Source organism: Kribbella sp. CA-245084, from assembly GCF_050942355.1.
Lineage (GTDB): Bacteria > Actinomycetota > Actinomycetes > Propionibacteriales > Kribbellaceae > Kribbella.
This window is the reverse complement of sequence record NZ_CP192053.1, coordinates 8,750,703-8,772,776: the sequence shown is the minus strand read 5'-3', so window position 1 is coordinate 8,772,776 and position 22,074 is coordinate 8,750,703. Positions and strand designations below refer to the sequence as shown.

The window sequence follows — 22,074 nt, the reverse complement described above, 5'->3', positions numbered from 1 at the left end:
CCAAGGCTGTGGTCAGTCCTACGTTGTCAACGACGGAAAACGTGTGCGGTCTTTCCGCATCTCCTCGTCAGAAAGGCATCGCCATGCCCAACCCGCCTGCCGGCCGTGGGGGCCACTACGTCCCGCATCGCGCGCCGCTCCGGCCCGTGCCGTTCCAGAAGCTGCCACCAGGTGCGATCGAGCCGCGCGGTTGGCTGGCGCAGCAGCTCGAGTTGCAGGTCGACGGACTCTGCGGCCGGTACGACGAGATCTCGGACTTCCTGGTCTACGAGACGAACGGCTGGGTCGACCCTGCGCAGGGAGCGTGGGAGGAGCTGCCGTACTGGCTCCGCGGCTTCGGCGACCTGGGGTATGTCACCGGCAACACCGGCGTACTGACCAGGACGCAGCGGTGGATGGACGGCATCCTCGGGACCCAGGCTGCCGACGGATGGTTCGGTCCGGAGCGGCTGCGGACCTCACTGGAGAGCGGACCGGACTTCTGGCCGGGCATGCCCCTGCTGGCCGCGTTCCGGTCCTGGTACGAGTACTCCGGCGACGAGCGGGTCATTCCGTTCATGACGAAGTACCTGGGGTTCCAGAACACGCAGCCGCCAGAGGTGTTCAACCGGTCGTGGGGTGCGTTCCGCTGGGGCGACAACATCGACAGTGCGTACTGGCTCTACAACCGCACCGGAGACGAGTGGCTGCTCGACCTGGTGCACAAGATGCACAGCGGGTCGGCAGACTACGTCGACGGCATTCCCACCTGGCACAACGTCAACCTGGCGCAGGGGTTCCGGGAGCCGTTGCAGTACTGGCTGTTGTCTGGCGACGAGAAGCACCGCGCGGCGACGTACCGGAACTATGCGACGGTGATGGGGCTCTACGGGCAGTTCCCTGGTGGTGGGTTCGCCGGTGACGAGAACTCGCGGCCTGGGTTCGGTGACCCGCGGCAGGGGTTCGAGACGTGCGGGATCGTCGAGCTGATGCACAGCTGTGAGCTGCTCACCCGTTTCACCGGTGACAGGGCCTGGACGGACCGGTGTGAGGAGCTGGCGTTCAACTCGCTGCCGGCGTCGTACGACCCGCAGCAGCAGGTGATGCACTACATCACCTGTGCGAACAGTGTGCAGCTGGACGACCAGCCGAAGCACGGGCAGTTCCAGAACCCGTTCCCGATGGAGGCGTACAAGTACGGCGTCCATCAGTACCGGTGCTGTCCGCACAACTACGGCATGGGCTGGCCGTACTACGCGCAGGAGCTCTGGCTGGCGACCACGGACAACGGGCTGGCCGCGTCGATGTACGCCGCCAGCAAGGTGACCGCTCGCGTAGGGGCTGCTGGGGAGACGGTGAGCATCGTGCAGGACACGGAGTACCCGTTCTCTGACACCATCTCGTTCACCGTGCAGGGTGCGGCGCGATTCCCCTTGTATTTAAGGCGTCCTGGCTGGGCGCACGAGGTGTCGGTGAAGGTCAACGGTCAACCGGTCGACGTCAGCGGCGACTGGCTGAAGCTGGACCGCACCTGGAGTTCCGGTGATCGCGTGGAGCTCGTGCTGCCGATGCGCACGAGCACCAGGGTCTGGGACGACAACCAGCGCTCCGTTTCTGTGGACCGTGGTCCGTTGACCTATTCGCTCCAGATCGATGAGCGGTACGAGCGCATTGGTGGGACCGACGAGTGGCCTGAGCTCTCCGTCTATCCAGAGTCCCCCTGGAACTACGGTCTGGTCGCGGGCGCGCGCTTTGACGTCGTACGACGGGACGCCGGAGCGAATCCCTTCACTAGCGAGGGAGTGCCGCTCGCACTGACCACCCAGGCGCGACGGCTTCCGCAGTGGGAGACGGATACCGAGGACGTGGTCGGACTGCTGCAGCCCGGTCCGGCGCGGTCGGAAGAACCTGTGGAGACTGTGACGCTGATTCCGATGGGTGCGGCTCGACTGCGGGTCACGTCGTTCCCGCAGGTCTCGCCGCACGGCAAGGAGTGGAGCCACCGGACGCGGATCACTGCATCGCATGTCAACGACGGCGACTCGCTGGAAGCTCCTGACTCAGGGCGCGTGCCGGAGTCCTCTGCAGACACGTCGATTCCGCGCTTCACGTGGTGGGACCGGCGCGGGACGACGGAGTGGATCTCCTTCGACCTGCGCTCGGCGTGCGAGCTATCGCAGGTCTCGGCGTACTGGTACGACGACACCGGCTCCGGACAGTGCCGCGCGCCCCAGACCTGGCGCGTGCTGTGGCTCGACGGGGACACGTGGCGCCCGGTCGACAACACCACGCCGTACGACGTGGCAGTCGACCGGACCAACACCACCACGTTCACGCCGGTGCGTGCGCAGTACGTCCGGGTAGAGGCGGCACTACGCCCGACGTACTCCGGAGGATTGCTACTTTTGACATTCGACTGACCGCTTGGACCTGCGAAAATGGACAGGTGGGGGAAGAGCCAGCGTTGGAGCATGCGCTCCTGGAGCATCTGCAGTTCGCGCCGTTGAGCCGGGCGGAGCTGGTACGCCGTACCGGTTTCGGCGACCACCGGGTCCAGGCGGCGCTCGACGAACTGGTGAGGGGGACCTTCGTCGTACGACGCCCGCAGGATGCCGGACCGGCCGATTACGAGATCACCGCGGCCGGATCCGGCCGGTTGGAGCTGGTCGAGGACCTCGTCGAATCGCCGCTGAAGGGGATGGGGAGGCTCTTCGCGGCGACTCTCGTCGACACCATCCGGCCGCGGCAAACGACGCCCGCCGACCCGCGGGACCTGCTGCTGTCCGACGAGGACCGATCGGCCTGCTCGCAAGCGCTGGCGAATCAGTACGCCGTCGGCCGGATCGACAAGGCGGAGCTGGGTCGTCGTACGGACCTCCTCCTCGCTGCCAAGACCCGCGGCGAGCTGGACCCGGTCTTCAAGGGGCTGCCGCCGCCCGAGCTCATCGATCCCGTGACGCTGCCACCCGGAGCGAAGGGGCCTGGCTGGGGAACGGTTGCCTTGATGCTGCTGCCGGTGATCGTCATCGTCACGCTCGTCGCCGGCTCGATCGGGTTCGGGCACGCGAGTCTCCCGACGGCTGTGCTGTTCACGCTCATCGTCGTCGGCAAGGTGTTGTGGCCGTTCCGAAGTCGGCGCGGGCGGAAGTGACGGATCCGCGGGTCGAGCGCCTGGTGCTGAGACACCTGGAGGGCCGGCCGCTGAGCCGGGCCGAGCTGGTCAGCCGTACCAGGGCCACCGACCATCAGGTCCAGGCTGTGCTGGACGAGTTGGTCGGCACCTCACACGTGATCCGCCGACCGCAGGACATCGGGCCGGCTGACTACGAGCTGACGCCGGCAGGGGTGGAGCGCCTGGCTCAGGTCGGACGGAGCACCGCCTCGCCCGTCCCCGTCGCCAAGCGGCCTACCGTCGCCAAGCGGCGGCCACCGCAGCGTCGACCGAAGGCTCTCGTGTTGACCGCGGACGAGTGGGGGTTGTGCTCGGAAGCGCTGACGCGGAACTTCGTTCTCGGGCGGATCGGCAGAGAACAGATGGCTCGACGTACGGACCTGCTCTACCGCGCTCGCACCCGGGATGACCTGGCTGTGGTCTTCGAGGGTCTGCCGATGCCTCACCTCCCCACGCCGGTCCGCCGTCCCGTGCCGGCAACGACCGCTCCGGCTCCCCGGACGCCGCGCTTCGAGGCCGAGCCGAAGCCGGTGGATCGTGAGTTGATCGTGAACCTGTCCAAGAGCCTCGTGGTGGGGATGGTGTTCGCAGTCATCATCATCCTGTCGGACGCCAGCGTGACCCTGCTCCTGGTCGACCTCGTGGTGACGGCCGGCAACATGTTCCTCAGCTACCGATCCTGGGCCGACAAGCGCCGATCGAGGTGAACTAGCCTGTGCGCGTGGATCCTGTACTGCGCTTGGCCGTTCCGTCCGACGGAGCTGCCATTGCCGAGCTGGCCCGGGCCTCCGTGCTGGACGTGTTCCCGGCCTACTACGACCCGCTGGAGACTGCGAGCGCCGCGGAGCACATCACCACGCTGGACACTGCGCTGATCGACGACGGCACCTACTACGTGCACGAGGCTGACGGCGAGATCGTCGCCTGTGGCGGGTGGAGCCGCCGGAACAAGCTGTTCAACGCCAGTACTGCGGGAGCTGACGACCGCCTGCTCGACCCCGCGACCGAGCCGGCGCGCATCCGGGCCATGTTCGTCCGTGCGGACTGGACACGGCGTGGCCTCGGCAGGGCGATCCTGACCGCGTGTACGGATGCTGCGCGGGCGGAGGGGTTCACCAAGTTGGCGCTGATGTCGACGCTGCCCGGAGTACCGCTCTACAAGGCTTTTGGCTTCACCGAGGTGGAGGCTGCCCAGCTACCGATGCCGGACGGCACTGTGCTCGCCGGTGTCGCGATGGAACGACCGATAGATCTCGAGGAGATGGCATGACCGCAGGTACTACTGTCAGCGCGCCCGACGGCAGCGACGTCGTACTGGGTGAGATCGGGACCCGCGTGCTGCTGAAGAACTCGCGCGTGCGCGTGTGGGAGGTGGAGCTGCAGCCCGGTGAGGCACAGGGCTGGCACCTGCACCACAACCCGTACGTCGTGCTGTGCCTGTCGACGTCGCCGTGCCACATGGACTGGCTGGACGGCAGTCCGGCGCGCCAGCTGAGTGAGACCGTCGGCGGGTCCGTGTACCGCCCGGTGTCCCCGGTGCACATGCTCACCAACGACGGCGACGCGCTGTACCTCAACCGCCTGATCGAGGTTCTCGATCTGGGCGAGGAGGCCAGCGGCGACCCGTACTTCGCGATCGCGGGCGTCCCGGCGGAGTCCGGCTTCGAGCAGGCCGGTGAGCTCCCGGTGAAGCTGGTCGTCGACGAGGACGACGTACGCGTCCAGCACGTGACACCCGAGGCCGGCGAGTCGTACACCTGGCACACCGGCGCGTACCCAGCGCTCGTGGTCGACCTGGACCTCGACCACCCGGACGTCACCTACCTGGAGCCCGGCGAGTCCTACACCCTCCCCGCCAAGCCCTCACGCACCTCCGGCTTCAACCTGGTCGAACTGCGCTACTACAGCAGGCCGCGCACCTGATCCGCGTCCCTGGCTTTGAGCACTGCGGCAGTGTCGACCTGAGTCAGGTCGGCCTGCCGCAGTTGTGCTTTGACGAGGGGTACCTGTGGGCCGACGGCGCTGAGCTCGGTGACCCCTAGGGCTGCGAGTAGTACTGCGGCTTGTGGGTTGCTGGCGAGGTCGCCGCAGACCGCTACGCGGACGCCGGCGTTGCGTACGGCGTGGTCGATGAGTTGGAGGACTGCAGGGTCCAGGCCGTCGGCGAGTGAGGCGACCGCCGTGTTGGTGCGATCGGCGGCGGTTGTGTACTGCGTGAGGTCGTTCGTCCCGATGCTGACGAAATCGAGGTCCTTGGCGAGGGTGGCGACGCGCAATGCGGCCGCGGGGACCTCGACCATGATGCCGACCTCGAGACCGTCCCGTAGGCCGAGCTCGTCCAGTGCCCAGGCCACCTCATCTGCGGTTGTCACCATCGGGAACATCACGTGGACCGGCGTCTCGGTCGCCACTCGACGGATCGCTTCGAGCTGGTCGCGCAGGAGCTCGGGACGACGGCGGAAGACACGGAGGCCGCGCTCGCCGAGGAACGGGTTCGCCTCCCTGGCCTGGGGGAGGAACGGGAGCGGCTTGTCGCCGCCGATGTCCCAGGTGCGGATAGTGATCGGCCTGTTCCCCAGCGCTCGTGCGATCGCGCGGAAGGCCTCGACCTGCTCGTCGACGGTCGGCGGCGTACGACGGTCGCCGAAGAGCACCTCGGTCCGTACCAGGCCCGACCCGTCCGCGCCTTGTGCGTCGACGGCGTCTTGGAGGACACCGACGTTGACCAGTACGTCGATTGTCCTGCCGTCGCGGGTGATTGCGGGCTCGTTGGCTTGGGTGACTGCTTGCGCGCGCTCGCTCTGCCGTTCGCGGATCGTCGCGTGGACCCGGTCTTCGTCCGGCGCGACCTCGAAGGACCCGGTGCGTGCGTCGAAGGCGATCGTTGCGCCCTGCCGTACGTCGACGTCGCCGATCCCGGTGATCAGCGGGATGCCGCGTGAGCGCGCCACGATCACGCCGTGGCCGGTCGTCCCGGCAGCTCGTACGGCGATCCCTGCGATCCGGGTTGCATCAAGCGTTGCCGCAGTGGCCGCGTCCAGCTCCGGTACGACGAGGATGCCGTCCGCCGGTGATTCTTCGGTCGCGCCGACGAGGATCCGCAGTACGCGATCTCGTACTGCGCGGACGTCTTGCGCGCGTTCGCGCTGGTAGGCGTCGTCGAGCCCCTCGAAGGTGGTCGCCAGGTCGTCGTACACGCCCTGCCAGGCGGTCGTCGCCGAGGCCCCGTCCGAGATCGAACGCTCGGCAGCGTCAAGAACCTTCCGATCCCCCAGCAACGCAAGGTGAGCCACGAAGATGTCCCCATGCTCGGGCGTCGTGTCCCGCAACTCACGAAGCTGCTCGCCGGCAGTTGTCAGAGCGTCGTGCAGCCGCCCAAGTTCGTTGTCCCCAGCAACATAACCGCCAAGGTCGACGCCGGTACCTGCCAGCACCGCAGGTCCGATCGCAACATCCAACCCGGACCCGCCCACGGCAGCGGCGGCGCCGCTCGACGCTGGTTCTGTTGGGGGTGTGTCGCCGAAGTTTTCGGCGGCGAGTTCTTCGATTGCGGCCAAGGCGTCGGATGCCTGCGGGCCGCTTGCGCCCACGCGCACGCGGTGGCCTTGTTGGGCGTTCAGGGTGGCCACCATGCTCAGGCTGCCGGCATCCACCGGACCGCGGCCGGTGTCCAAGTCCGTCAGCGTGACCGTCGCGTCGAAGCCGTTGACCAACCCGACCAACCGAGCCGCAGGTCGTGCATGGAGACCATGCTCGTTGCCGACCACAACCTCAATGCTCTGGTCAGCGTCCGCAGCAGGAGCAGCGTCGACGGCCACAGCGTCTCCGAGGTGGTCCTGCTTGCCGACCAGACCGCGCTCCGCCTCGGCAACCACAGCATCGAGGGATGCACCAGTGGAAGCAGTCACGACCGCGGCGACCAACCCCTCCACCAACGGAGCACTGCTCAGCCGGACGTGCTCCGCAACGGGCGGATCCACGAACTCGAGCGCCATCTCCGCACTCAGCACGGCACTACCCAGGTCCAACAGCACCAGCACCCCGTCCGGGCTGTCCGCAGCAGCCAGCGCCTCCGACACCGCCATCGCATCCGTCCCGAACGTCGTCGCGTCCAAACCGGCCGCGACCGCGATCACCGGGCGCTTGTCCTCGGCAACCATCTCCGACGCAAGCCCGACCGCCGCCTCAGCCAAGGCGCGGCTGTGCGACACCACGACGATGCCGATCATGTGAGCGTTCGGGCCGCAGACTCCAGAATCAGCGTCGTACTCGTTGCTCCCGGATCCTGATGCCCCGCGCTCCGCTCGCCCAGGTAGCTCGCACGACCCTTCCGCGCGACCAACGGCACCGTCGCATCCCGCCCCTTCGCCGCCGCCTCCGCTGCCGCAGTCATTGCCGGACCGACCTCCGATCCACCTGCAACCGCTGCGTCGTACGCCTGCAGCGCGGGCGCCCAGGCGTCGTACATCGTCTTGTCGCCGAGCTCCGCCTTGCCGCGGGCAAGCACACCCTCGACACCGGCATGCAGCGCCTTGCCGACTGCCTCGGCGCTGATCGGCGAGACCCCGGCCAGCGCGGTCCCGAACCGCAGGAAGAACGTGCCGTACAACGGCCCACTCGCCCCGCCGACCTTGCTGACCAGCGTCATCCCGGCCTTCTTCAACAGCTCATCGGCGCTGTCGAACGACGTCTCGTCCAGCACCGCGACGATCGCCTGAAACCCGCGATCCATGTTCGCGCCGTGATCCGCGTCCCCGATCGCCGAATCCAACTCGGTCAGGTACGCCGCGTTCTCGTGCAGCACACCCGCGGCATCCCGCAACCAGTTGACGAAGGCATCGACTCCCATGCTCACGCGCCCCAGCGTAGGCCGGGGGTGTTCACTGGCGCGTCCCAGAGGCGTACCAGTTCGTCGTCCACCTTCAACAGCGTGACCGAGCAGCCGGCCATCTCCAGCGAGGTGATGTAGTTGCCGACCAGCGAGCGGGCGACGGTGATGCCGGCGCGGTCGAGTAGTTGGGCCACCTCGTTGTACATCAGGTATAGCTCGAGCAACGGCGTGCCGCCCATGCCGTTGACGAAAGCAATGACCGAATCGCCTTGCTGGTAAGGGAGATCGCTGACCACCGGGTCGACCAGCATGGCGGCGATGTCCTTGGCCGGTGCCAACGGCAACCGTTGGCGGCCGGGCTCGCCGTGGATGCCGATACCGACCTCCATCTCGTTGTCGGCCAGGTCGAACGTCGGCTTGCCAGCGGCCGGGACCGTGCACGACGTGAGCGCCATCCCCATGCTGCGGCCGTTGTCGTTCACCCGGCGGGCGAGATCCGCGACCTGAGCCAGCGGTTGGCCCTCCTCGGCAGCCGCGCCGACGATCTTCTCCAGCAGCACGGTGACACCGACGCCACGGCGACCGGCCGTGTAGAGGCTGTCCTGGACGGCGACGTCGTCGTTGGTCACGACCGACTGCACCTCGGTGCCGGCGTCGGCCGCGGCGAGCTCGGCGGCCATCTCGAAGTTCATCACGTCGCCGGTGTAGTTCTTCACGATGTGCAGCACGCCGGCGCCCGCGTCGACCGCCTTCGTCGCCGCCATCATGTGGTCCGGCACCGGCGAGGTGAACACCTCACCCGCACACGCCGCGTCCAGCATCCCGAGCCCGACGAATCCGCCGTGCATCGGCTCGTGCCCCGACCCGCCGCCGGAAATGAGCCCCACCTTGCCCGGCCTCGGCGCGTCCTTGCGGTAGACGATCCGGTTCTCCAGATCCACCCGCAACCGATCCGGATGCGCTGCCGCCATCCCCCGCAGCGCCTCACTCACAACATCACCTGGGTCGTTGATGAGCTTCTTCATCGCAATGGCCTCCCTTCATCCAAAACTGTCGGTGCAGTCTGTTTGGGTATGTGTCGTGTCCCGCTACCGCCTTGCACCTACCCCAGCTCAGCGGTCTGGTTTGCTGGAGCACTGCAGGCATTCGCGGTACGTGTGGAATCTGGGGCTGGAGCAGCGGTTGATGTGGCGATACGGCCCACCCTCTGCCCCGGGCTACGTGGCGCAGGCGGCGCAACTTACCGAGGCTCGCGCGGTGGAGGCGTGGCTGAGGGCTGGGTCGCAGACTGTGCAGCAGCAGGCGCTGCGGGATCTCGACCAGGCGTGGCGCAACTTCTACGCAGGAACCCATCGTCGACCGACGTGGCGCCGCGAACGGGTGCATGAGGGGTTCAGTGTCGTTGGGTCCCAGGCCCTCCGGGTGGAGAAGCTGAACCGGAACTGGGGCCGGGTGCTGGTGCCGAAGGTCGGCTGGGTCAAGTTCAGGTTGTCCAGGAAACTGCCGGACGCGAAGTCGTACCGCGTCACCTGTGATCGGGCGGGGCGTTGGCACGTCGCGTTTGCGGTCGTCCCCGAACCCATCCAGGCACCAGGTACCGGTGAGGTGGTGGGTGTGGATCGTGGAGTCGCCGTGTCCGCGGCCCTGTCGACCGGGGAACTGTTGTCTTGCCCCGGCCTCTCGAGGCAGGAACAGCAGCGTGTCAAGCATCTGCAACGCAAGCTCGCCAGAGCCGAGCGGGGCAGCAACCGGCGCGGGAAGATCCGGGCCGCGATCGCACGACTCAAGGCCCGGGAGAGCGACCGGCGGAAGAACTGGGTCGAGCACACCAGCACCGACCTCGCCCGACGGTTCGACGTGGTCGGTGTCGAAGACCTGCGGATCCGTAACATGACCAAGTCGGCGCGGGGCACCCGCGACGCACCGGGCCGCAACGTTCGGCAGAAGGCCGGACTCAACCGTGGAATCCTCGCCCAAGGCTGGGGCAGCCTCGTCCGGCGGCTGGAGCACAAAGCGATGGGCCGAGTCGTGAAAGTTCATCCCGCGTACACCTCGCAGACCTGCAGTGCGTGTGGGTATGTTGCATCGGAAAACCGCGAGAACCAAGCGGTGTTCCGGTGCATCGCCTGCCGGTACGAGGCCAACGCCGACGTGAACGCAGCCATCAACATCGCACGTAACATCGCGGCCGGACGGGCCGTGAACGCACGCGGAGAGACCGCAGCATCCGTCTCTGAGAAGCGTGAACCTCAACACGCACCTCCGTTGGTTGCGTAGGTTGAAATCCCCCGCCACCAGGCCGAGGAGGACGTCAAGTCCCCATCTGAGCACACGCCCGCCCAGAACGGGAGCCCCCGATCAGACAGCCTCGACCTCGGAGAGCAACGGGATGGACCGGATCGAGCGGCTGACTGTGAGCAGTACGGAGCCGACCACGAGGATGCCGCCGAAGACCAGCAGGGCGGTCCGCGCGCCGAGGGTCTGCAGGAACAGACCACCGAGGAACGGCGCCAACGGCATCGTCAGGTTGGAAAGGAACATCACCGCGCTCTGCGTCCGGCCCTGGAGGTTGTCAGGCGTGATCAGCATCTGGTAGCCGAACAGGCCCGAGTTCAGCGCCGGCAGCAGGAACATCGCGAAGGCAGGCAGCGCGATCAGTACGACGGGATGCGTGCTGGCGGCGGTCGCGGTGAAGGTGATCGTGACGATCCAGCCGGCGACGACCGTGATCCGGCCGGTGGTGAACCTGGCCAGCAGTTTCGGCGACGCGATCGCGCCGGCCAGCCCGCCGATCCCCATCGCGGTCTCCAGCAACCCGATGACCGACGGTCGTACGCCGTGCTGCTGCATGCTCAGGATGAGGACCAGGATGGTGCCGTTCGCGGCGAAGTTGAGGATCGTGCCGACCACTGCGATCGTCCGCAGCGACGGCTGCCGGAACAGCCAGGTCAGCCCGGAGCGGATCGCCTTGAGCATCGGCTCGTGCGCCTCGTTGTCCGGCTTCGCGGCGGGCAGCGGATGGCGGATCGTCATGAGCAGGATCGCCATCACCAGGTACGACAGCGCGTCGATGGCTACCGGGACGACTCGCCCGATCGCGTAGAGCAGGCCGCCGAGCGGGGCCCCGGCCAGGCCGGCGATGTTCTGCCGGCCGTGCGCGGCGGCGAGGGCGGTGCTGATGTCCTCCGGTTCGACGATCTGCCGGAGCGCTGCGGATTCGGCGGGCATGAACATGGCGAACCCGGCGCCGTTGAGGAGGCTGACGGCCATCAGGTGCGGCAGGGTCAGGTGGCCGAGCCAGCCGGCGACGGCCACCGAACCGAACAGGACGGCGCCGACGAAGCTGTAGCCGATCAGGATCCGGCGCCGGCTCCACCGGTCGGCCAGCGCACCCGCGGGCAGCGCCGCCAGCGTTGCGCCGAGCGCGTACGCCGTACCGACGAGGCCTGCCTGGACGGGGGAGCCGGTGATGGCCAGACCGAGCAGGGTGAAGACGAACGAGCTCATCGCGGAGCCGATGGAGCTGATCGTTTGGCCGGTCAGCAGCTTGAGATAGTCACCGTTGTGCAATAACCCCCGGGCGGACATAACTCGGAGGGTATGCGGGCGTCAGGTCAGTTATCCGGCCTGATGCATTGCACGTTGATGCAATTCAGTCCTTCGGGCGCAGGAGCGGGCGGACGACCTCGCGGGCGTCGTGGATGCGGGACTTGACCGTGCCCAGCGGTGCGCCGACCTCGGCGGCGATCTCCTCGTAGGACAGGCCGTAGACGTCGCGCAGTACCAGGGGAGTGACCATCTGGGGCCGGTCGCGCTCCAGGGTCTCCAGCGCCTCCAGGAGGTCCAGACGGGTGCCGGCGATCACGCTGGTGGTGCGGGGGTCCGGCTTCTCCATCTGCTCCGGGTTGTGCGCGGCCTGGGCGGTGCGCTTCAGCTTGCGGTACGTCGAGCGCGCCGAGTTGGCCGCGACGGAGTGGACCCAGGTGGAGAAGCTGCTGCGGCCGGAGTACGTGTTGATCTTGGTGGCGATGTTCAGGAGCGCTTCCTGGGCGGCGTCCTCGGCGTCGGCCGAGTACGGCAGGACGCTCCGGCAGATCCGCAGGACGCGGGGATAGACCTGCCGCAGCAGGTCGTCCATCGCGTTCTTGTCGCCCGCCTGCGCCTGCTCCGCGAGGGTTGCGAGGTCGTCGGTCGGGCTGGTGCTCTCGCTCATCTGCGCCTTTGCTCTCGATCGGCCCCGGCACGGGACACTCCAGTACTCCATAATGCCCTGTATGGGGGTCCCAACCAGACTCGGGCGTTACGTCGTGCGCCGACGCCTGGGCTCAGGCGGTTTCGCTACGGTATGGCTTGCTCACGATGAGCAACTGGATGCCGAAGTGGCGATCAAGGTGCTCGCGGACAACTGGGGGCACGACGACTCGGTCCGCCACCGGTTCCTCGAGGAGGGCCGGTTCCTGCGCCGGGTCGAGTCCGAGCATGTCGTCCAGGTGCACGACGTGGGCGAGCTGGAGGACGGCCGCCCCTTTCTGGTGCTGACGTACGCCGATCGCGGCACGCTGGCCGACCGCTTGAAGAAGAAGCCCCTCCCGCTGACCGAGGCCGTCGACGTGGTGGTCCAGGTCGGCCGCGGCCTGCAGGCCCTGCACCGCCGCGGTCTGCTGCACCGCGACGTGAAACCCGCGAACGTTCTCTTCCGCAGTACGGACGACGGCGAGCGGGCCGTCCTGTCCGACCTCGGCCTGGGCAAGGCGCTCGACGAGGTGTCGAGGATCACGATGCCCGGCGGCACCCCGTCGTACGTCGCTCCCGAGCAGGCGTTGGGGGAGCGGTTGGACCAGCGCGCCGACCAGTACTCGCTGGGCGCGGTCGCGTACGCCGCTCTGACCGGGCGGTCCCCGCATCAGGTCGACGGGCTCGGCGCGGCCAGCCGGGTCGAGGTGGCGCCGCCGCCGAGCTCGCTCGGGTTCGAGCTGCCCGACCAGGTCGACGCCGCGATCGTCCGCGCGCTGGACCCGGACCGGGAGAAGCGCTGGCCGGACGTCCAGTCGTTCACGCGGGAGCTCGTGGGCGGGCTCGACGAGACCACGCACGACTTCCCGCTGTCGATCCGCGAAGTGATTGCCGTGGACACGGACCACCTGGGTGCGAAGACCGCGCTGAGCGACGAGAACCAGCTGACGATCGTGAAACTCGACGAGCCGTCGGCGGACGCAGAGACCGTCGCGGTTGAGGCACCCGCCGTACCAGAAGAAACCACCGAGAAGCTCGAGCCACCGCCCAAGCGGAAGCGGAAACGCGGCCGGTGGGTCGTCGCCGCCCTGCTCGCGCTGGTGGTCGGCGGCGGCGCGGGGTACGCCGGGCAGTGGTATCTGTCCAGCCGCAAGGCGATCGTCGTCTCGCAAGGACAGTTCCAGGTGACGGTGCCGCGGTCCTGGGCGAAGTCGATGGCCCAGACCGATTGGCTGGCTCCTGGTAGCAAGGCTCGGACGCCCGCGTTCCGGGTCAGCCGGGACTCGGACTGGTCCGCGACGACACCGGGCGTGTTCATCGGCGTCGCGGGCTCGAAGCTCGCTCTTCCGGACAACACGGCGCTCGGGTGCAAGCCCGGCCCGACCTATCCGGGCACGTTCAATGACCAGCCGACCACGGACCGGATTTCCAGTGGATGCGCCGGGGCGGATATGGTCCTGTTCGAACGGGTCGTCGATCGCGGGGACGGCGGCTCGCTGCTCGTCCAGGTGATCACGCCAGATGCCGCCCGGGCTGCCGAGATCGCCAATTCGGTGAAGTACTAGCGCCTAGGAAGTCCCCATGCGTTTTCCGACCGAACGGCTGCGGCCGTCGCCGGCGCTGATGCAGTCTGCTCGTCGTACGTTCTATCGGCTGCGTTCCACGATCTTCCGCACCATCTGGCCGGTCGACTAATCGACTGTCAGCCAAGTGATGCCGAGCGCAACCACCCACAGGGTGCCGCCTACCCAGGCAAGGGTGTGGAGACCTGCGGTGAAGGTCGCGGAGTGGCTCAGGACCGCGCTGTAGAGCGCTACGCCCGCTGCGCCGACGGCCTGCCGCGCGGTGTTGTTGACGCCACTGGCCAGGCCAGCGCGATCCGGGGGCAGTGCTGCGATGGCCGCGTGCACCACTGCGGCCGTCAGCAAACCCATGCCGATGCCCAGGCAGACCTCGACGGGAATGACCGCGCCGTAACGGCTGTCCGGGTGGACGACCAGTAGACAGAACGAGCCGATAGCCCCGAGAGCAAGGCCGAACGACATCGGGAGCCGAGAGCCGTACCGAGCGGTGATGCGGCCCGACACCGGTCCGAGGACGGCCAGCGGCAGCAGAACAGGCAGCAGTTCAAGTCCGGCACGAAGCGCGGATTGGTCCAGATGCTCTTGTAAATAAAGGGTCAGAGCGAGCAGCGTGCCTAGACCAACCAGATTCATCAGGCCGGAGACCACGTTGGCGCCGACGAACGCCGAGCCGATGCGCAGCCGGACGTGTGCCTCACTTCGAGCCGTACGGCGTCGCGGCACCATCCGCCAAGCCATTGGCAGCACCAACGCGATGATCGGCAGATTGATCAGGAACACCGCCCGCCAGCCGAATCCGCTGACCAGTACGCCTCCGAGGATCGGCCCGGCGACCAACGCGAGTGCGCCCGCACCGGCCCAGATCCCAACGGCGCGGGCCCTTGCGGCGCTGTCGACGTACTGATCGGTGATGACGGCCAGCGTGCTTGGCAGGAGCAGCGCGGCGCCGACGCCCTGGAGTGCGCGTGCTGCGACCAGGAGCTCGATGTTCGGCGCGATGCCGCACATCAGGGACGCGCATCCGAAGACCGTCAGCCCGGCAAGCACCGTACGGCGGTGGCCGATGCGGTCGCCCAGCGCTCCGCAGACGAGCAGCAACCCGGCCAGCGCGATCATGTAGCCGCTCACGACCCACTGCTGCCCGGATGCGCTGGTGTCGAGGCCGGTCCGGATCGTCGGCAGCGCGACGTTGACCACGGTCACGTCGAGCTGGACGAGGAAGATTCCGATACACAGCAACGCGAGAAGCATGCTTCCCAAGTTCTCACCGAAACACTTCGGGTTGCGCCGAAGTATGACGGTGTGAGCATGGAGTACATGAGCGGAGATGCCGATGTGGCTCGCGCCGCCGGCCTGATGGCCGAGCCTGCGCGGGCGAAGGTCCTGATGGCGTTGGCGGACGGCCGCGCGCTGCCTGCCTCCTTGCTGGCCTCAGAGGCCGGTGTGTCACCGCAAACCGTCAGCGGTCACCTGCGCAAGCTGCTGGACGGCGGAATGGTCGCCGTCGAGCAGTCCGGGAGACATCGGTACTACAAGCTGTCCGGACCGGAAGTGGCTGCGGCCATAGAAGCCCTGGCCCGCTTGGCCAAACCCCAGCCGATCAAGTCGCTCCGTCAGAGCACCCGCGCCGCAGCACTCCGCGAAGCCCGCACCTGCTACGACCACTTGGCCGGTCGCCTCGGCGTCGCCCTGCTGGACGGTCTGGTACGCCGGGAAGCCCTGACCCGCACCGACGGCGGCACCGGCGCGGACCGCCGTCCTGACGACCCACTGGCCGCCCAACTCCCGGATGGCCCGTATGCCTTGGGCCCCAACGCCACCGAGGTATTCGGCGAACTGGGCGTCGCCCTCGACAACCAGCCGTCCCGCCGCCAACTCCTGAGGTTCTGCGTCGACTGGAGCGAACAACGCCACCACCTGTCGGGCCGACTAGGAGCATCCGTCGTCGACAGCTTCCTCGCCAACAACTGGCTCCACCGCCGCCCCAACCAACGAGCCGTCGACCTTACCGACGCCGGACATCAGTCGCTCGCCGGACTGCTCGGAGGCTAGGAGGGGCGGATCGGCGAGTCGTCCCGAGTAGCCGAGTTGGCCGCGTGGTCCAGGATGTCTTCCATCGCTTCCTGGTCCTGAGGTAGTCCGGTGACCGCAATCTCGAACGTGCACAGACCCTCGCCGTTGGCGACCCACCGGATGATCACGTAGCGGAGCGAGTTCTCCGGCACGTAGGTGTAGACCAGCGTTGCTTCCTTGGTGTCCGGATCCACGGTATGGGATTTGATCGAGAGCATCTGAGTGGCCGGCACCGTGGCGAGGTCCGTGAGCCTCTGCGCCATAGATTCGGCGGGTGGCCGGCGGATGGTGAACCCGGCCTCGATCCGTATCCAGCGCTTGGAGGTCGGGTCGGTGTAGCGGCCGATCTTCGGGGGATCGGGTTGCGTGAATCCCCAGTCCCTCGGCACCTTGAGGCGGACATCCGACCGCACCACGCTGGTCGCGGTGAATTCACGGACCCTGTACTCCAGGTTGTCCTTGTCCAGCGCCTCGGTGTCATCGGGGACGATCTTCTTCGGCGGCGGGGCCGGTGTACTCGGTGTCGCCGACGGCCCCGAAGTGACTGCCATCGGCAGCGGTGCCGCAGTACCGGCCAGGCTGGGCTCTTCGGTAAGGAAAAGACCGACGCCGTACCCGCCGACGCCACCGACTCCGGCCAGCGTGAGCAGGCCGGCGCCGAGCAGCGCGCGCCGCGACATCGTCCTCTTCACGCCCCCACCTTCCCCAGTCCCTACTCAACAGAAGACACCTGAGTGCACTCTCAGGTTGCATGTCCCGAGGTAACAATTCCGTGAAAAGCGCTCAGCCGACCTCGTGGACCGACGTCGAGGTCCGCTGCAGAACCTCGTCCAGGGCGGCGGCGTCCTCGGGAATGCCGGTGATGCTCATCTCGACATTCGTCAACTGGCCGTCGATCGCGATCCAGCGCACGATCACGTAGCGGAGCGTATCGCCCGGGATAAAGGTGTAGATCAGCGTCGCGACCGGCCGGGGATCACCGTCCTCGCCCTGGATCTGGTCGGTGGTGTGGCTGACGATCTGTACGTCGTTCTCCGGCGGCTGGCTCTTCTTCAGGTCGACGATGAGCTGGGCCATCGCGGCCGCAGGGGTCGTGTCGACCGGCTCGACCGCCTCGACCCGGACGCCTCGCTCCTTCTGGTCGTCCAGGTACTTCACCTCTTGCGGCCGCTTCGGGTCGCGGGTCTGCTTCCAGCCCTGGGGGATCTCGATCGAGAGTTGGACGGACGGCTGGTCCTGCGGGGTGACCGTGAAGCTGCGGCTGGTGTAGTCGAAGCCCGGTTCGAGGGGCTCGAGGTTGTTCGGGACCGGGGTCTTCACCGGCAGGGGCGGCTCTGTCGGGGTCGGTGACGGGGACTCCGACACTGTGCCCAAGGGGCCCGCGGTGCCGGAGGCGGTTGGTTCTGGGGCGTCCAGGCGGTCGCCCGTGTAGTACCCACCGCCGACGCCAAGCGCCAGAGCCAGCAGCAGGAGGCCGGCCAGGAGGACTCGTCTCACGCTTGCACCGGTCCACAGGTCGACTGCGTGGACATGACGGGACCGCCGGGCAGCAGTACGAGGTACGGCGTACCGGCCGGATGTGGGGAGGCGGTCACGGGCACGGCGCCATCTTCTCAGGAGAGACGGGCACGAGCCCAAAACCGCGGCGGAGACCTTTTCACACCGCTCCTGACTGAATCCTTTCAACGAGGACTTGACACCCTCCCAGGCCATACGTAGCGTCCCGGTGACGAAAGTAACACGATCCTGCGGTTACTTCACACTCTTCGCCGGTATCTCCGGCGCTCAGGAGGACCCATGGCACTCGATCAGTCCGTCAGCCGACGGCGTCTCCTGCAGCTGATCGGCGGTGCCTCCGTCGCCGCCACTGCGGTCGGCACCCTGGCGGCCTGCGGCGGAGGCGGCAGCAGCTCGTCGTCGTCCGGCGGCACGCTCAAGGTGATCGGCGTCGGCGACCAGGAGGCCGGTCTGCGGAAGCTGCTCGACACGTACAAGTCGTCGCACTCCGGCTTCGACTTCAACCTCTCGTTCGCGCCGGCCGACCAGGTGCAGACCGCGCTCCGGACCCAGCTCGGCGGCGGCAACGCACCCGACGTACATGTCGTGTACCCCGGCAACGGCAGCGCGATGTCGATGGCCCAGCTGGCCAAGGCCGGACTGCTCGCCGACCTCAGCAGCCAGTCCTGGACGCAGAAGATTCCCGACGGCTTCAAGGGCGCCTTCCAGAGCGACGGCAAGACCTACATCTACTCGCCCGGCTCGAGCATGCTCGGCGCGATCTACAACAAGAAGGCGTTCGCGACCGCGGGCGTCGAGCCGCCGACCACGTGGTCGGAGCTGCTGTCGGTCTGCGAGAAGCTGAAGGCGAAGGGCATCGTCCCGATCGCGCTCGGCGCGCAGACGCCGTGGATCACCCAGCTGATCCCGTACGCGCTGGTCCCGGGCACGGTCTACGCCAAGACGCCCGACTTCGACGACAAGATGCTCGCCGGCCAGGCCTCGTTCGCGGACTCCGGCTGGGTCGACGCGATGAACAAGTACCTCGAGCTGCAGAAGAAGGGCTTCTTCAACGACAACCCGAACGGCACGACGTACGAGCAGGCGACCTCGATGGTTGCCACCGGCAAGGCCGCGATGGCGGTCCAGGTGTCCGCCGTACTGGGGGCGTTCCGGGCCGCGTCGCAGACGCCGGACGACCTGTCGATGTTCCCGTTCCCGGCCACGGATGTTGCCGCTGACAACTGGATTCCCGCCGGTGTGGTGGTCGGGATCGCCATCAGCGCGAAGAGCAAGAAGACCGACCAGGCCAAGTCGTTCCTCGACTACTGCGGCCAGCAGGAGAACCTCAACACCTGGGCCGAGGCCGTCTCCTGCGTCCCGCTGTACGGCGATGCGAAGGTCGACCCGGCGCTGACGCTGTTCCTGCCGGCGCTGAAGGCGAACAAGGCGGTCCCGTTCATGGACCAGCGCTGGCCGAACGCCGAAGTACAGCCAACGCACTTCGCCGTCGTACAGGAGCTCCTCGGCGGCAAGACAACCGTCGACGCCGCCCTGAAAAAAATGGACGAGGCCTACCGGAAGAAAGCTTGACGTCCTCCCCGAAACGATGGGGATTCCAACGACTACCTGGAGGTAGCGAGTTGAGGTTCACGCTTCAGGGAGACCTGTACGGGCGTCTCTCGGCGTGCACTGACGGCCCGTCCGGCCGCGATGTTGCGTGCTGCGTTTGCGTCTGCGTTCGCCTCATGTCCGCAGGCCACGCAGCAGAAGACCGCTTGGTTCTTGCGGTTCTCCGGCGCGCGGTGCCCGCAGTCGCTGCAGGTCTGAGATGTGTACGCGGGCCGGACGCGCTCGACTCGGCCCGGTGCCTTGTCCTCCAGACGACGTACGAGGAGCCCCCAGCCGCTGCTAAGAATGCCGCGGTTCAGTCCTGCTTTGGCGCGACGGCGGTTCGGCTGATACCTACCTGGCTGTTCGGGATCAGTCCTGGGTTTTGGGCGTTTGGTCATCTGGACGATGCGCAGGTCCTCGACCCGAATACGGTCGAATCGCCGCGCAAGGTCCGTGCTGGTCTTCTCCACCCAATCCTTGCGACGGTCTGCCGCCCGGGCGTGCAGCCTGGCGATTGCTGCCTTCACCCGCGCGCGGCGGCCGGAACCTCGTCGACAGCGGGCCAGGCGGAGTTGCAAGTGCTTCATCCGTACACACTCGGCCTTCGACAAGCCAGGGCAGGTCAGAAGCTCTCCAGTGCTCAACGCTGCCGAGACTGTCACCCCACGGTCGACACCGACGACGCTACCCGTGTCGGGTGCTGGCATCGGCGTCGGGATTGCTGCGAACGCGATGTGCCAACGGCCGGATCGGTCGCGGTTAATGCGGTACGACTTCGCTTCAGGTACTGCGCGGGACAAGCGGAACTGCACCCAGCCGACCTTTGGCACGTTGACCGCCGCCCACTTGCGATTCAGCTTGACCAATCGCCGGGCCTGGGCGCCGACGACACGAAGTCCCTCGTGCAGGCCGGCCTTGCGCCAGGTGGGTCGCCGGTGTGTGCCCCTGTAGAAGTTCTTGGTGGCCTGGTCGAAGTCTCGCAGAGCTTGCTGCTGCACGGTCTGGGATCCTTCACTCAGCCAGGTGAACGCGGCTCGTGCCTCGGTCAGTTGCCGCGCCTGTTCGACGTACCCAGGTGTCAGGACTTTGTCTCGCGTCCACATCAACCACTGCTCGAGGGCAAGGTTCCAGACGAAGCGCGTATGCCCGCACTGTTGCAGCAGCGAGTCTCGCTGTGCGGAGGTCGGGTACATCCGGAATCGCGACATGCCCTTCACTCAATCAGCTCGAACCGACAGTCCCGAGTTCTTGGAAGGAGGCAGTCGTGGCGCGCTCCCACCCTGATTTGCAGGACTCCGCGACCGGTCCGATGACAACAGTTACGGCTCCAACACCTGATTCAGTACGGGCGAATGCTCTGCGGGCGGGACGGCGCAGGGGCAGCATTGCCCCGCCGTGGTGGTTCGCGGTGCCGGCGGTTCTGGTGTATGCCGTTGTGGTCCTGTATCCGAGCATCGCGGGTGCGGGATCGGCGTTCACGGACTGGTCCGGGATCGGGAACGCCAAGACCTTCGTCGGGATCGACAACTTCAAACAGCTCGCGCATGACAGCCAGGCGCTGGGGGCGTTGCGCAACACGTTGCTGCTGACGGTCGCGATCGTCGTTGTACAGAACGGGATCGGGCTGCTGCTGGCGCTCGGCGTACACACCGGGATCAAGAGCCGGATGGCGTTGCGGCTGGTGTTCTTCGCGCCGGTCGTGGTGAGTCCGGTGATGGTCTCGTTCCTGTGGAAGTTCGTTTACAACCCGGCGCCGGACGCCGGGCTGAACGCGGCGCTCGGAGCCGTCGGTCTCGGCGGATTGCGGCAGGACTGGTTGGGGAATCCGTCGCTGGCGTTGTGGTCGGTCGCGTTCACGGTGATCTGGCAGTGCGCCGGGTACTCGATGGTGATCTTCCTGGCCGGGCTTGAAGGCGTGCCGGCGGAGCTGCACGAGTCGGCGATGGTCGACGGCGCCGGTACGGTGGCGCGCTTCCGGCACATCACATGGCCGCTGCTGGCGCCGGCCGTGACGATCAACGTGATGCTGTCGACGGTGGGCGGGCTGACGTTGTTCACCCAGATCATCGCGATGACGAACGGCGGGCCCGGGTACGCGACGGACACGCTGTCGACGGTGTTGTACAAGCAGGCGTTCGTGTTCGGGAAGTTCGGCTACAGCACCGCGGTCGCGCTGGTCTTGGCGATCTTCGTCGCGGCCGTGTCGTTCCTGCAGATCGGGTACTTGAGGTCGAGGGAGACGGCGGCATGAGGTATCGCCCGCGCACGTTCCTGCTGGAGCTGGTGATGATCGCGGTCGCGATCGGGTTCCTGTTCCCGGTGTACGTACTGGTGACGCTCGCGTTCAAGGATCCGCAGCAGATCGCGAACCGGCCGTTGTCGCTGCCGTCCCCGCCGAGCGTGGGGAGCTTCGGCGAGGCGTGGAGGTCGGCCGACCTCAGCTCGGCCTTGCTGAACAGCACGTTGATCACCGCGGTCAGTGTCGTGCTGCTGATCGCCTTCGGCTCGCTGGCGGCGTACTTCCTGGCCCGTACGGCGACGCGCCTGAGTTACAGCCTCTACATCCTGTTCCTGGTCGGCATCATCCTGCCGTTCCAGCTGGGGATGATCCCGCTGTACCAACTCGTCGACAATGCCGGTCTGCTCGGGACGTACCAGGGCATGATCATCTTCTACACAGGGATCCAGCTACCGTTCACGGTCTTCCTGTACACGGGATTCATCCGGTCGCTCCCGGCGGACTACACCAACGCCGCGCTGATCGACGGCGCATCGCATCTGCAGGCCTTCGCACACGTGATCTTCCCGCTGCTCCGGCCGATCACCGGGACAGTCCTGATCCTGAACGCCGTACAGATCTGGAACGACTTCTTCACGCCGTTGCTGTATTTGGGCGGCTCCGGGCACGAGACCGTCCCGGTGCGGGTGTTCGCCTTCGTCAACCAGTACACGTCGAACTACGGGCTGGTCGCCGCCGGGTTGATTCTCGCTGCTCTCCCGATCCTGCTGCTGTTCTTGATCCTGCAGCGCTATGTCATTCGCGGGTTCGCGTCCGGCCTGAAGGGCTGACCTCCTTCGTACAGGACACTGTC

The 22,074-nt window shown here is 67.1% G+C and carries 20 protein-coding genes and 1 pseudogene; 11 read left to right on the top strand and 10 right to left on the bottom strand.

Features of this window, described 5'->3' with window-relative positions; genetic code table 11:
* Positions 1-83 precede the first annotated feature (83 nt).
* From ACQPYH_RS42150 to ACQPYH_RS42130, 5 genes are read left to right on the top strand one after another with little or no spacing between them, the layout of a single operon-like run.
* On the top strand, positions 84-2,399 hold the full coding sequence (locus ACQPYH_RS42150; protein WP_432883626.1) for a beta-L-arabinofuranosidase domain-containing protein: 2,316 nt from the start codon (positions 84-86) through the stop codon (positions 2,397-2,399).
* A gap of 26 nt (positions 2,400-2,425) precedes the next feature.
* Positions 2,426-3,130 carry a DUF1707 domain-containing protein gene (locus ACQPYH_RS42145; protein ID WP_432883625.1) on the top strand — a complete coding sequence of 235 codons (705 nt, stop codon included), beginning with the start codon at positions 2,426-2,428 and terminating at the stop codon, positions 3,128-3,130.
* Positions 3,097-3,858, top strand: coding sequence for a DUF1707 SHOCT-like domain-containing protein (locus ACQPYH_RS42140; protein WP_432883624.1), 762 nt, complete (start codon positions 3,097-3,099; stop codon positions 3,856-3,858). The genes ACQPYH_RS42145 and ACQPYH_RS42140 overlap by 34 nt, the downstream gene beginning before the upstream one ends.
* Before the next feature lie 14 nt (positions 3,859-3,872).
* Positions 3,873-4,421 (top strand): GNAT family N-acetyltransferase, encoded by a 549-nt coding sequence (locus ACQPYH_RS42135; RefSeq protein ID WP_432883622.1) that lies wholly within the window; start codon positions 3,873-3,875, stop codon positions 4,419-4,421.
* A complete protein-coding gene (locus ACQPYH_RS42130) occupies positions 4,418-5,074 on the top strand; it encodes a hypothetical protein (RefSeq protein WP_432883620.1) in 657 nt (218 codons plus the stop codon). The genes ACQPYH_RS42135 and ACQPYH_RS42130 overlap by 4 nt, the downstream gene beginning before the upstream one ends.
* Here ACQPYH_RS42130 and ptsP read toward each other — a convergent pair.
* The 4 genes and pseudogenes from ptsP to dhaK all read right to left on the bottom strand — a co-directional run bounded on the left by ptsP (position 5,053) and on the right by dhaK (position 9,007).
* A complete protein-coding gene (gene ptsP, locus ACQPYH_RS42125; RefSeq protein ID WP_432894641.1) occupies positions 5,053-6,918 on the bottom strand; it encodes a phosphoenolpyruvate--protein phosphotransferase in 1,866 nt (621 codons plus the stop codon). The genes ACQPYH_RS42130 and ptsP overlap by 22 nt on opposite strands.
* Positions 6,919-6,969: 51 nt before the next feature.
* Positions 6,970-7,380: pseudogene (gene dhaM / locus ACQPYH_RS42120) on the bottom strand (dihydroxyacetone kinase phosphoryl donor subunit DhaM); the annotation flags it as partial.
* Complete coding sequence (gene dhaL / locus ACQPYH_RS42115) at positions 7,377-8,000, bottom strand: dihydroxyacetone kinase subunit DhaL (RefSeq protein ID WP_432894638.1); 624 nt, start codon at positions 7,998-8,000, stop codon at positions 7,377-7,379. The pseudogene dhaM and the gene dhaL, both read right to left, overlap by 4 nt.
* 2 nt (positions 8,001-8,002) lie before the next feature.
* Positions 8,003-9,007, bottom strand: coding sequence for a dihydroxyacetone kinase subunit DhaK (gene dhaK / locus ACQPYH_RS42110; protein ID WP_432883617.1), 1,005 nt, complete (start codon positions 9,005-9,007; stop codon positions 8,003-8,005).
* Positions 9,008-9,011: 4 nt separating this feature from the next.
* On the opposite strand from dhaK, the gene ACQPYH_RS42105 reads away from it, so the two are divergent.
* Positions 9,012-10,259, top strand: coding sequence for an RNA-guided endonuclease InsQ/TnpB family protein (locus ACQPYH_RS42105; RefSeq protein ID WP_432894635.1), 1,248 nt, complete (start codon positions 9,012-9,014; stop codon positions 10,257-10,259).
* Positions 10,260-10,340: 81 nt separating this feature from the next.
* On the opposite strand, the gene ACQPYH_RS42100 is transcribed toward ACQPYH_RS42105, so the two are convergent.
* Together ACQPYH_RS42100 and ACQPYH_RS42095 are read right to left on the bottom strand one after the other, a co-directional pair.
* The gene (locus ACQPYH_RS42100) at positions 10,341-11,570 is read right to left on the bottom strand and encodes an MFS transporter (RefSeq protein WP_432883615.1); all 1,230 of its coding nucleotides are present in this window, start codon (positions 11,568-11,570) and stop codon (positions 10,341-10,343) included.
* Between the two features lie 64 nt (positions 11,571-11,634).
* Positions 11,635-12,195, bottom strand: coding sequence for an RNA polymerase sigma factor (locus ACQPYH_RS42095; RefSeq protein WP_432883612.1), 561 nt, complete (start codon positions 12,193-12,195; stop codon positions 11,635-11,637).
* A 52-nt stretch (positions 12,196-12,247) separates the two neighbouring features.
* Between ACQPYH_RS42095 and ACQPYH_RS42090 the strand changes: the two genes are divergently transcribed.
* The gene (locus ACQPYH_RS42090; RefSeq protein ID WP_432883610.1) at positions 12,248-13,780 is read left to right on the top strand and encodes a serine/threonine-protein kinase; all 1,533 of its coding nucleotides are present in this window, start codon (positions 12,248-12,250) and stop codon (positions 13,778-13,780) included.
* Positions 13,781-13,906: 126 nt separating this feature from the next.
* Here the strand turns inward: ACQPYH_RS42090 and ACQPYH_RS42085 are convergent, their stop codons facing one another.
* Positions 13,907-15,049 (bottom strand): MFS transporter, encoded by a 1,143-nt coding sequence (locus ACQPYH_RS42085; RefSeq protein WP_432883608.1) that lies wholly within the window; start codon positions 15,047-15,049, stop codon positions 13,907-13,909.
* Positions 15,050-15,106: 57 nt separating this feature from the next.
* On the opposite strand from ACQPYH_RS42085, the gene ACQPYH_RS42080 reads away from it, so the two are divergent.
* Entirely contained in the window at positions 15,107-15,850 is a 744-nt protein-coding gene (locus ACQPYH_RS42080) for an ArsR/SmtB family transcription factor (RefSeq protein ID WP_432883605.1), read from the top strand.
* Here ACQPYH_RS42080 and ACQPYH_RS42075 read toward each other — a convergent pair.
* Together ACQPYH_RS42075 and ACQPYH_RS42070 are read right to left on the bottom strand one after the other, a co-directional pair.
* Positions 15,847-16,563, bottom strand: coding sequence for a hypothetical protein (locus ACQPYH_RS42075; protein ID WP_432883603.1), 717 nt, complete (start codon positions 16,561-16,563; stop codon positions 15,847-15,849). The genes ACQPYH_RS42080 and ACQPYH_RS42075 overlap by 4 nt on opposite strands.
* 91 nt (positions 16,564-16,654) lie before the next feature.
* Positions 16,655-17,368 (bottom strand): hypothetical protein, encoded by a 714-nt coding sequence (locus tag ACQPYH_RS42070; RefSeq protein ID WP_432883600.1) that lies wholly within the window; start codon positions 17,366-17,368, stop codon positions 16,655-16,657.
* A 300-nt stretch (positions 17,369-17,668) separates the two neighbouring features.
* Here ACQPYH_RS42070 and ACQPYH_RS42065 point away from each other — a divergent pair, with 300 nt between their 5' ends.
* Positions 17,669-18,961: an ABC transporter substrate-binding protein gene (locus ACQPYH_RS42065; RefSeq protein ID WP_432883598.1), complete on the top strand. Its 1,293-nt coding sequence runs from the start codon at positions 17,669-17,671 to the stop codon at positions 18,959-18,961.
* A gap of 32 nt (positions 18,962-18,993) precedes the next feature.
* Here the strand turns inward: ACQPYH_RS42065 and ACQPYH_RS42060 are convergent, their stop codons facing one another.
* Entirely contained in the window at positions 18,994-20,190 is a 1,197-nt protein-coding gene (locus ACQPYH_RS42060) for an RNA-guided endonuclease InsQ/TnpB family protein (RefSeq protein WP_432883595.1), read from the bottom strand.
* 200 nt (positions 20,191-20,390) lie between these two features.
* Here ACQPYH_RS42060 and ACQPYH_RS42055 point away from each other — a divergent pair, with 200 nt between their 5' ends.
* Both ACQPYH_RS42055 and ACQPYH_RS42050 read left to right on the top strand, forming a co-directional pair.
* Positions 20,391-21,233, top strand: coding sequence for a carbohydrate ABC transporter permease (locus ACQPYH_RS42055; protein WP_432883592.1), 843 nt, complete (start codon positions 20,391-20,393; stop codon positions 21,231-21,233).
* Positions 21,230-22,051 carry a carbohydrate ABC transporter permease gene (locus tag ACQPYH_RS42050; protein ID WP_432883590.1) on the top strand — a complete coding sequence of 274 codons (822 nt, stop codon included), beginning with the start codon at positions 21,230-21,232 and terminating at the stop codon, positions 22,049-22,051. Before ACQPYH_RS42055 ends, ACQPYH_RS42050 begins: the two co-directional genes overlap by 4 nt.
* Positions 22,052-22,074 lie beyond the last annotated feature (23 nt).

Bases quoted from the DNA above. Each gene is read 5' to 3' on its own strand.
- dhaL (WP_432894638.1), bottom strand. From the start codon at position 8,000: ATGGGAGTCGATGCCTTCGTCAACTGGTTGCGGGATGCCGCGGGTGTG.
- ACQPYH_RS42090 (WP_432883610.1), top strand. From the start codon at position 12,248: ATGCCCTGTATGGGGGTCCCAACCAGACTCGGGCGTTACGTCGTGCGC.
- ACQPYH_RS42085 (WP_432883608.1), bottom strand. From the start codon at position 15,049: ATGCTTCTCGCGTTGCTGTGTATCGGAATCTTCCTCGTCCAGCTCGAC.
- ACQPYH_RS42100 (WP_432883615.1), bottom strand. From the start codon at position 11,570: ATGTCCGCCCGGGGGTTATTGCACAACGGTGACTATCTCAAGCTGCTG.
- ACQPYH_RS42065 (WP_432883598.1), top strand. From the start codon at position 17,669: ATGGCACTCGATCAGTCCGTCAGCCGACGGCGTCTCCTGCAGCTGATC.
- ACQPYH_RS42080 (WP_432883605.1), top strand. From the start codon at position 15,107: ATGGAGTACATGAGCGGAGATGCCGATGTGGCTCGCGCCGCCGGCCTG.
- ACQPYH_RS42130 (WP_432883620.1), top strand. From the start codon at position 4,418: ATGACCGCAGGTACTACTGTCAGCGCGCCCGACGGCAGCGACGTCGTA.
- ACQPYH_RS42105 (WP_432894635.1), top strand. From the start codon at position 9,012: ATGGCCTCCCTTCATCCAAAACTGTCGGTGCAGTCTGTTTGGGTATGT.
- ACQPYH_RS42150 (WP_432883626.1), top strand. From the start codon at position 84: ATGCCCAACCCGCCTGCCGGCCGTGGGGGCCACTACGTCCCGCATCGC.
- ACQPYH_RS42050 (WP_432883590.1), top strand. From the start codon at position 21,230: ATGAGGTATCGCCCGCGCACGTTCCTGCTGGAGCTGGTGATGATCGCG.
- ACQPYH_RS42060 (WP_432883595.1), bottom strand. From the start codon at position 20,190: ATGTCGCGATTCCGGATGTACCCGACCTCCGCACAGCGAGACTCGCTG.
- dhaK (WP_432883617.1), bottom strand. From the start codon at position 9,007: ATGAAGAAGCTCATCAACGACCCAGGTGATGTTGTGAGTGAGGCGCTG.
- ACQPYH_RS42095 (WP_432883612.1), bottom strand. From the start codon at position 12,195: ATGAGCGAGAGCACCAGCCCGACCGACGACCTCGCAACCCTCGCGGAG.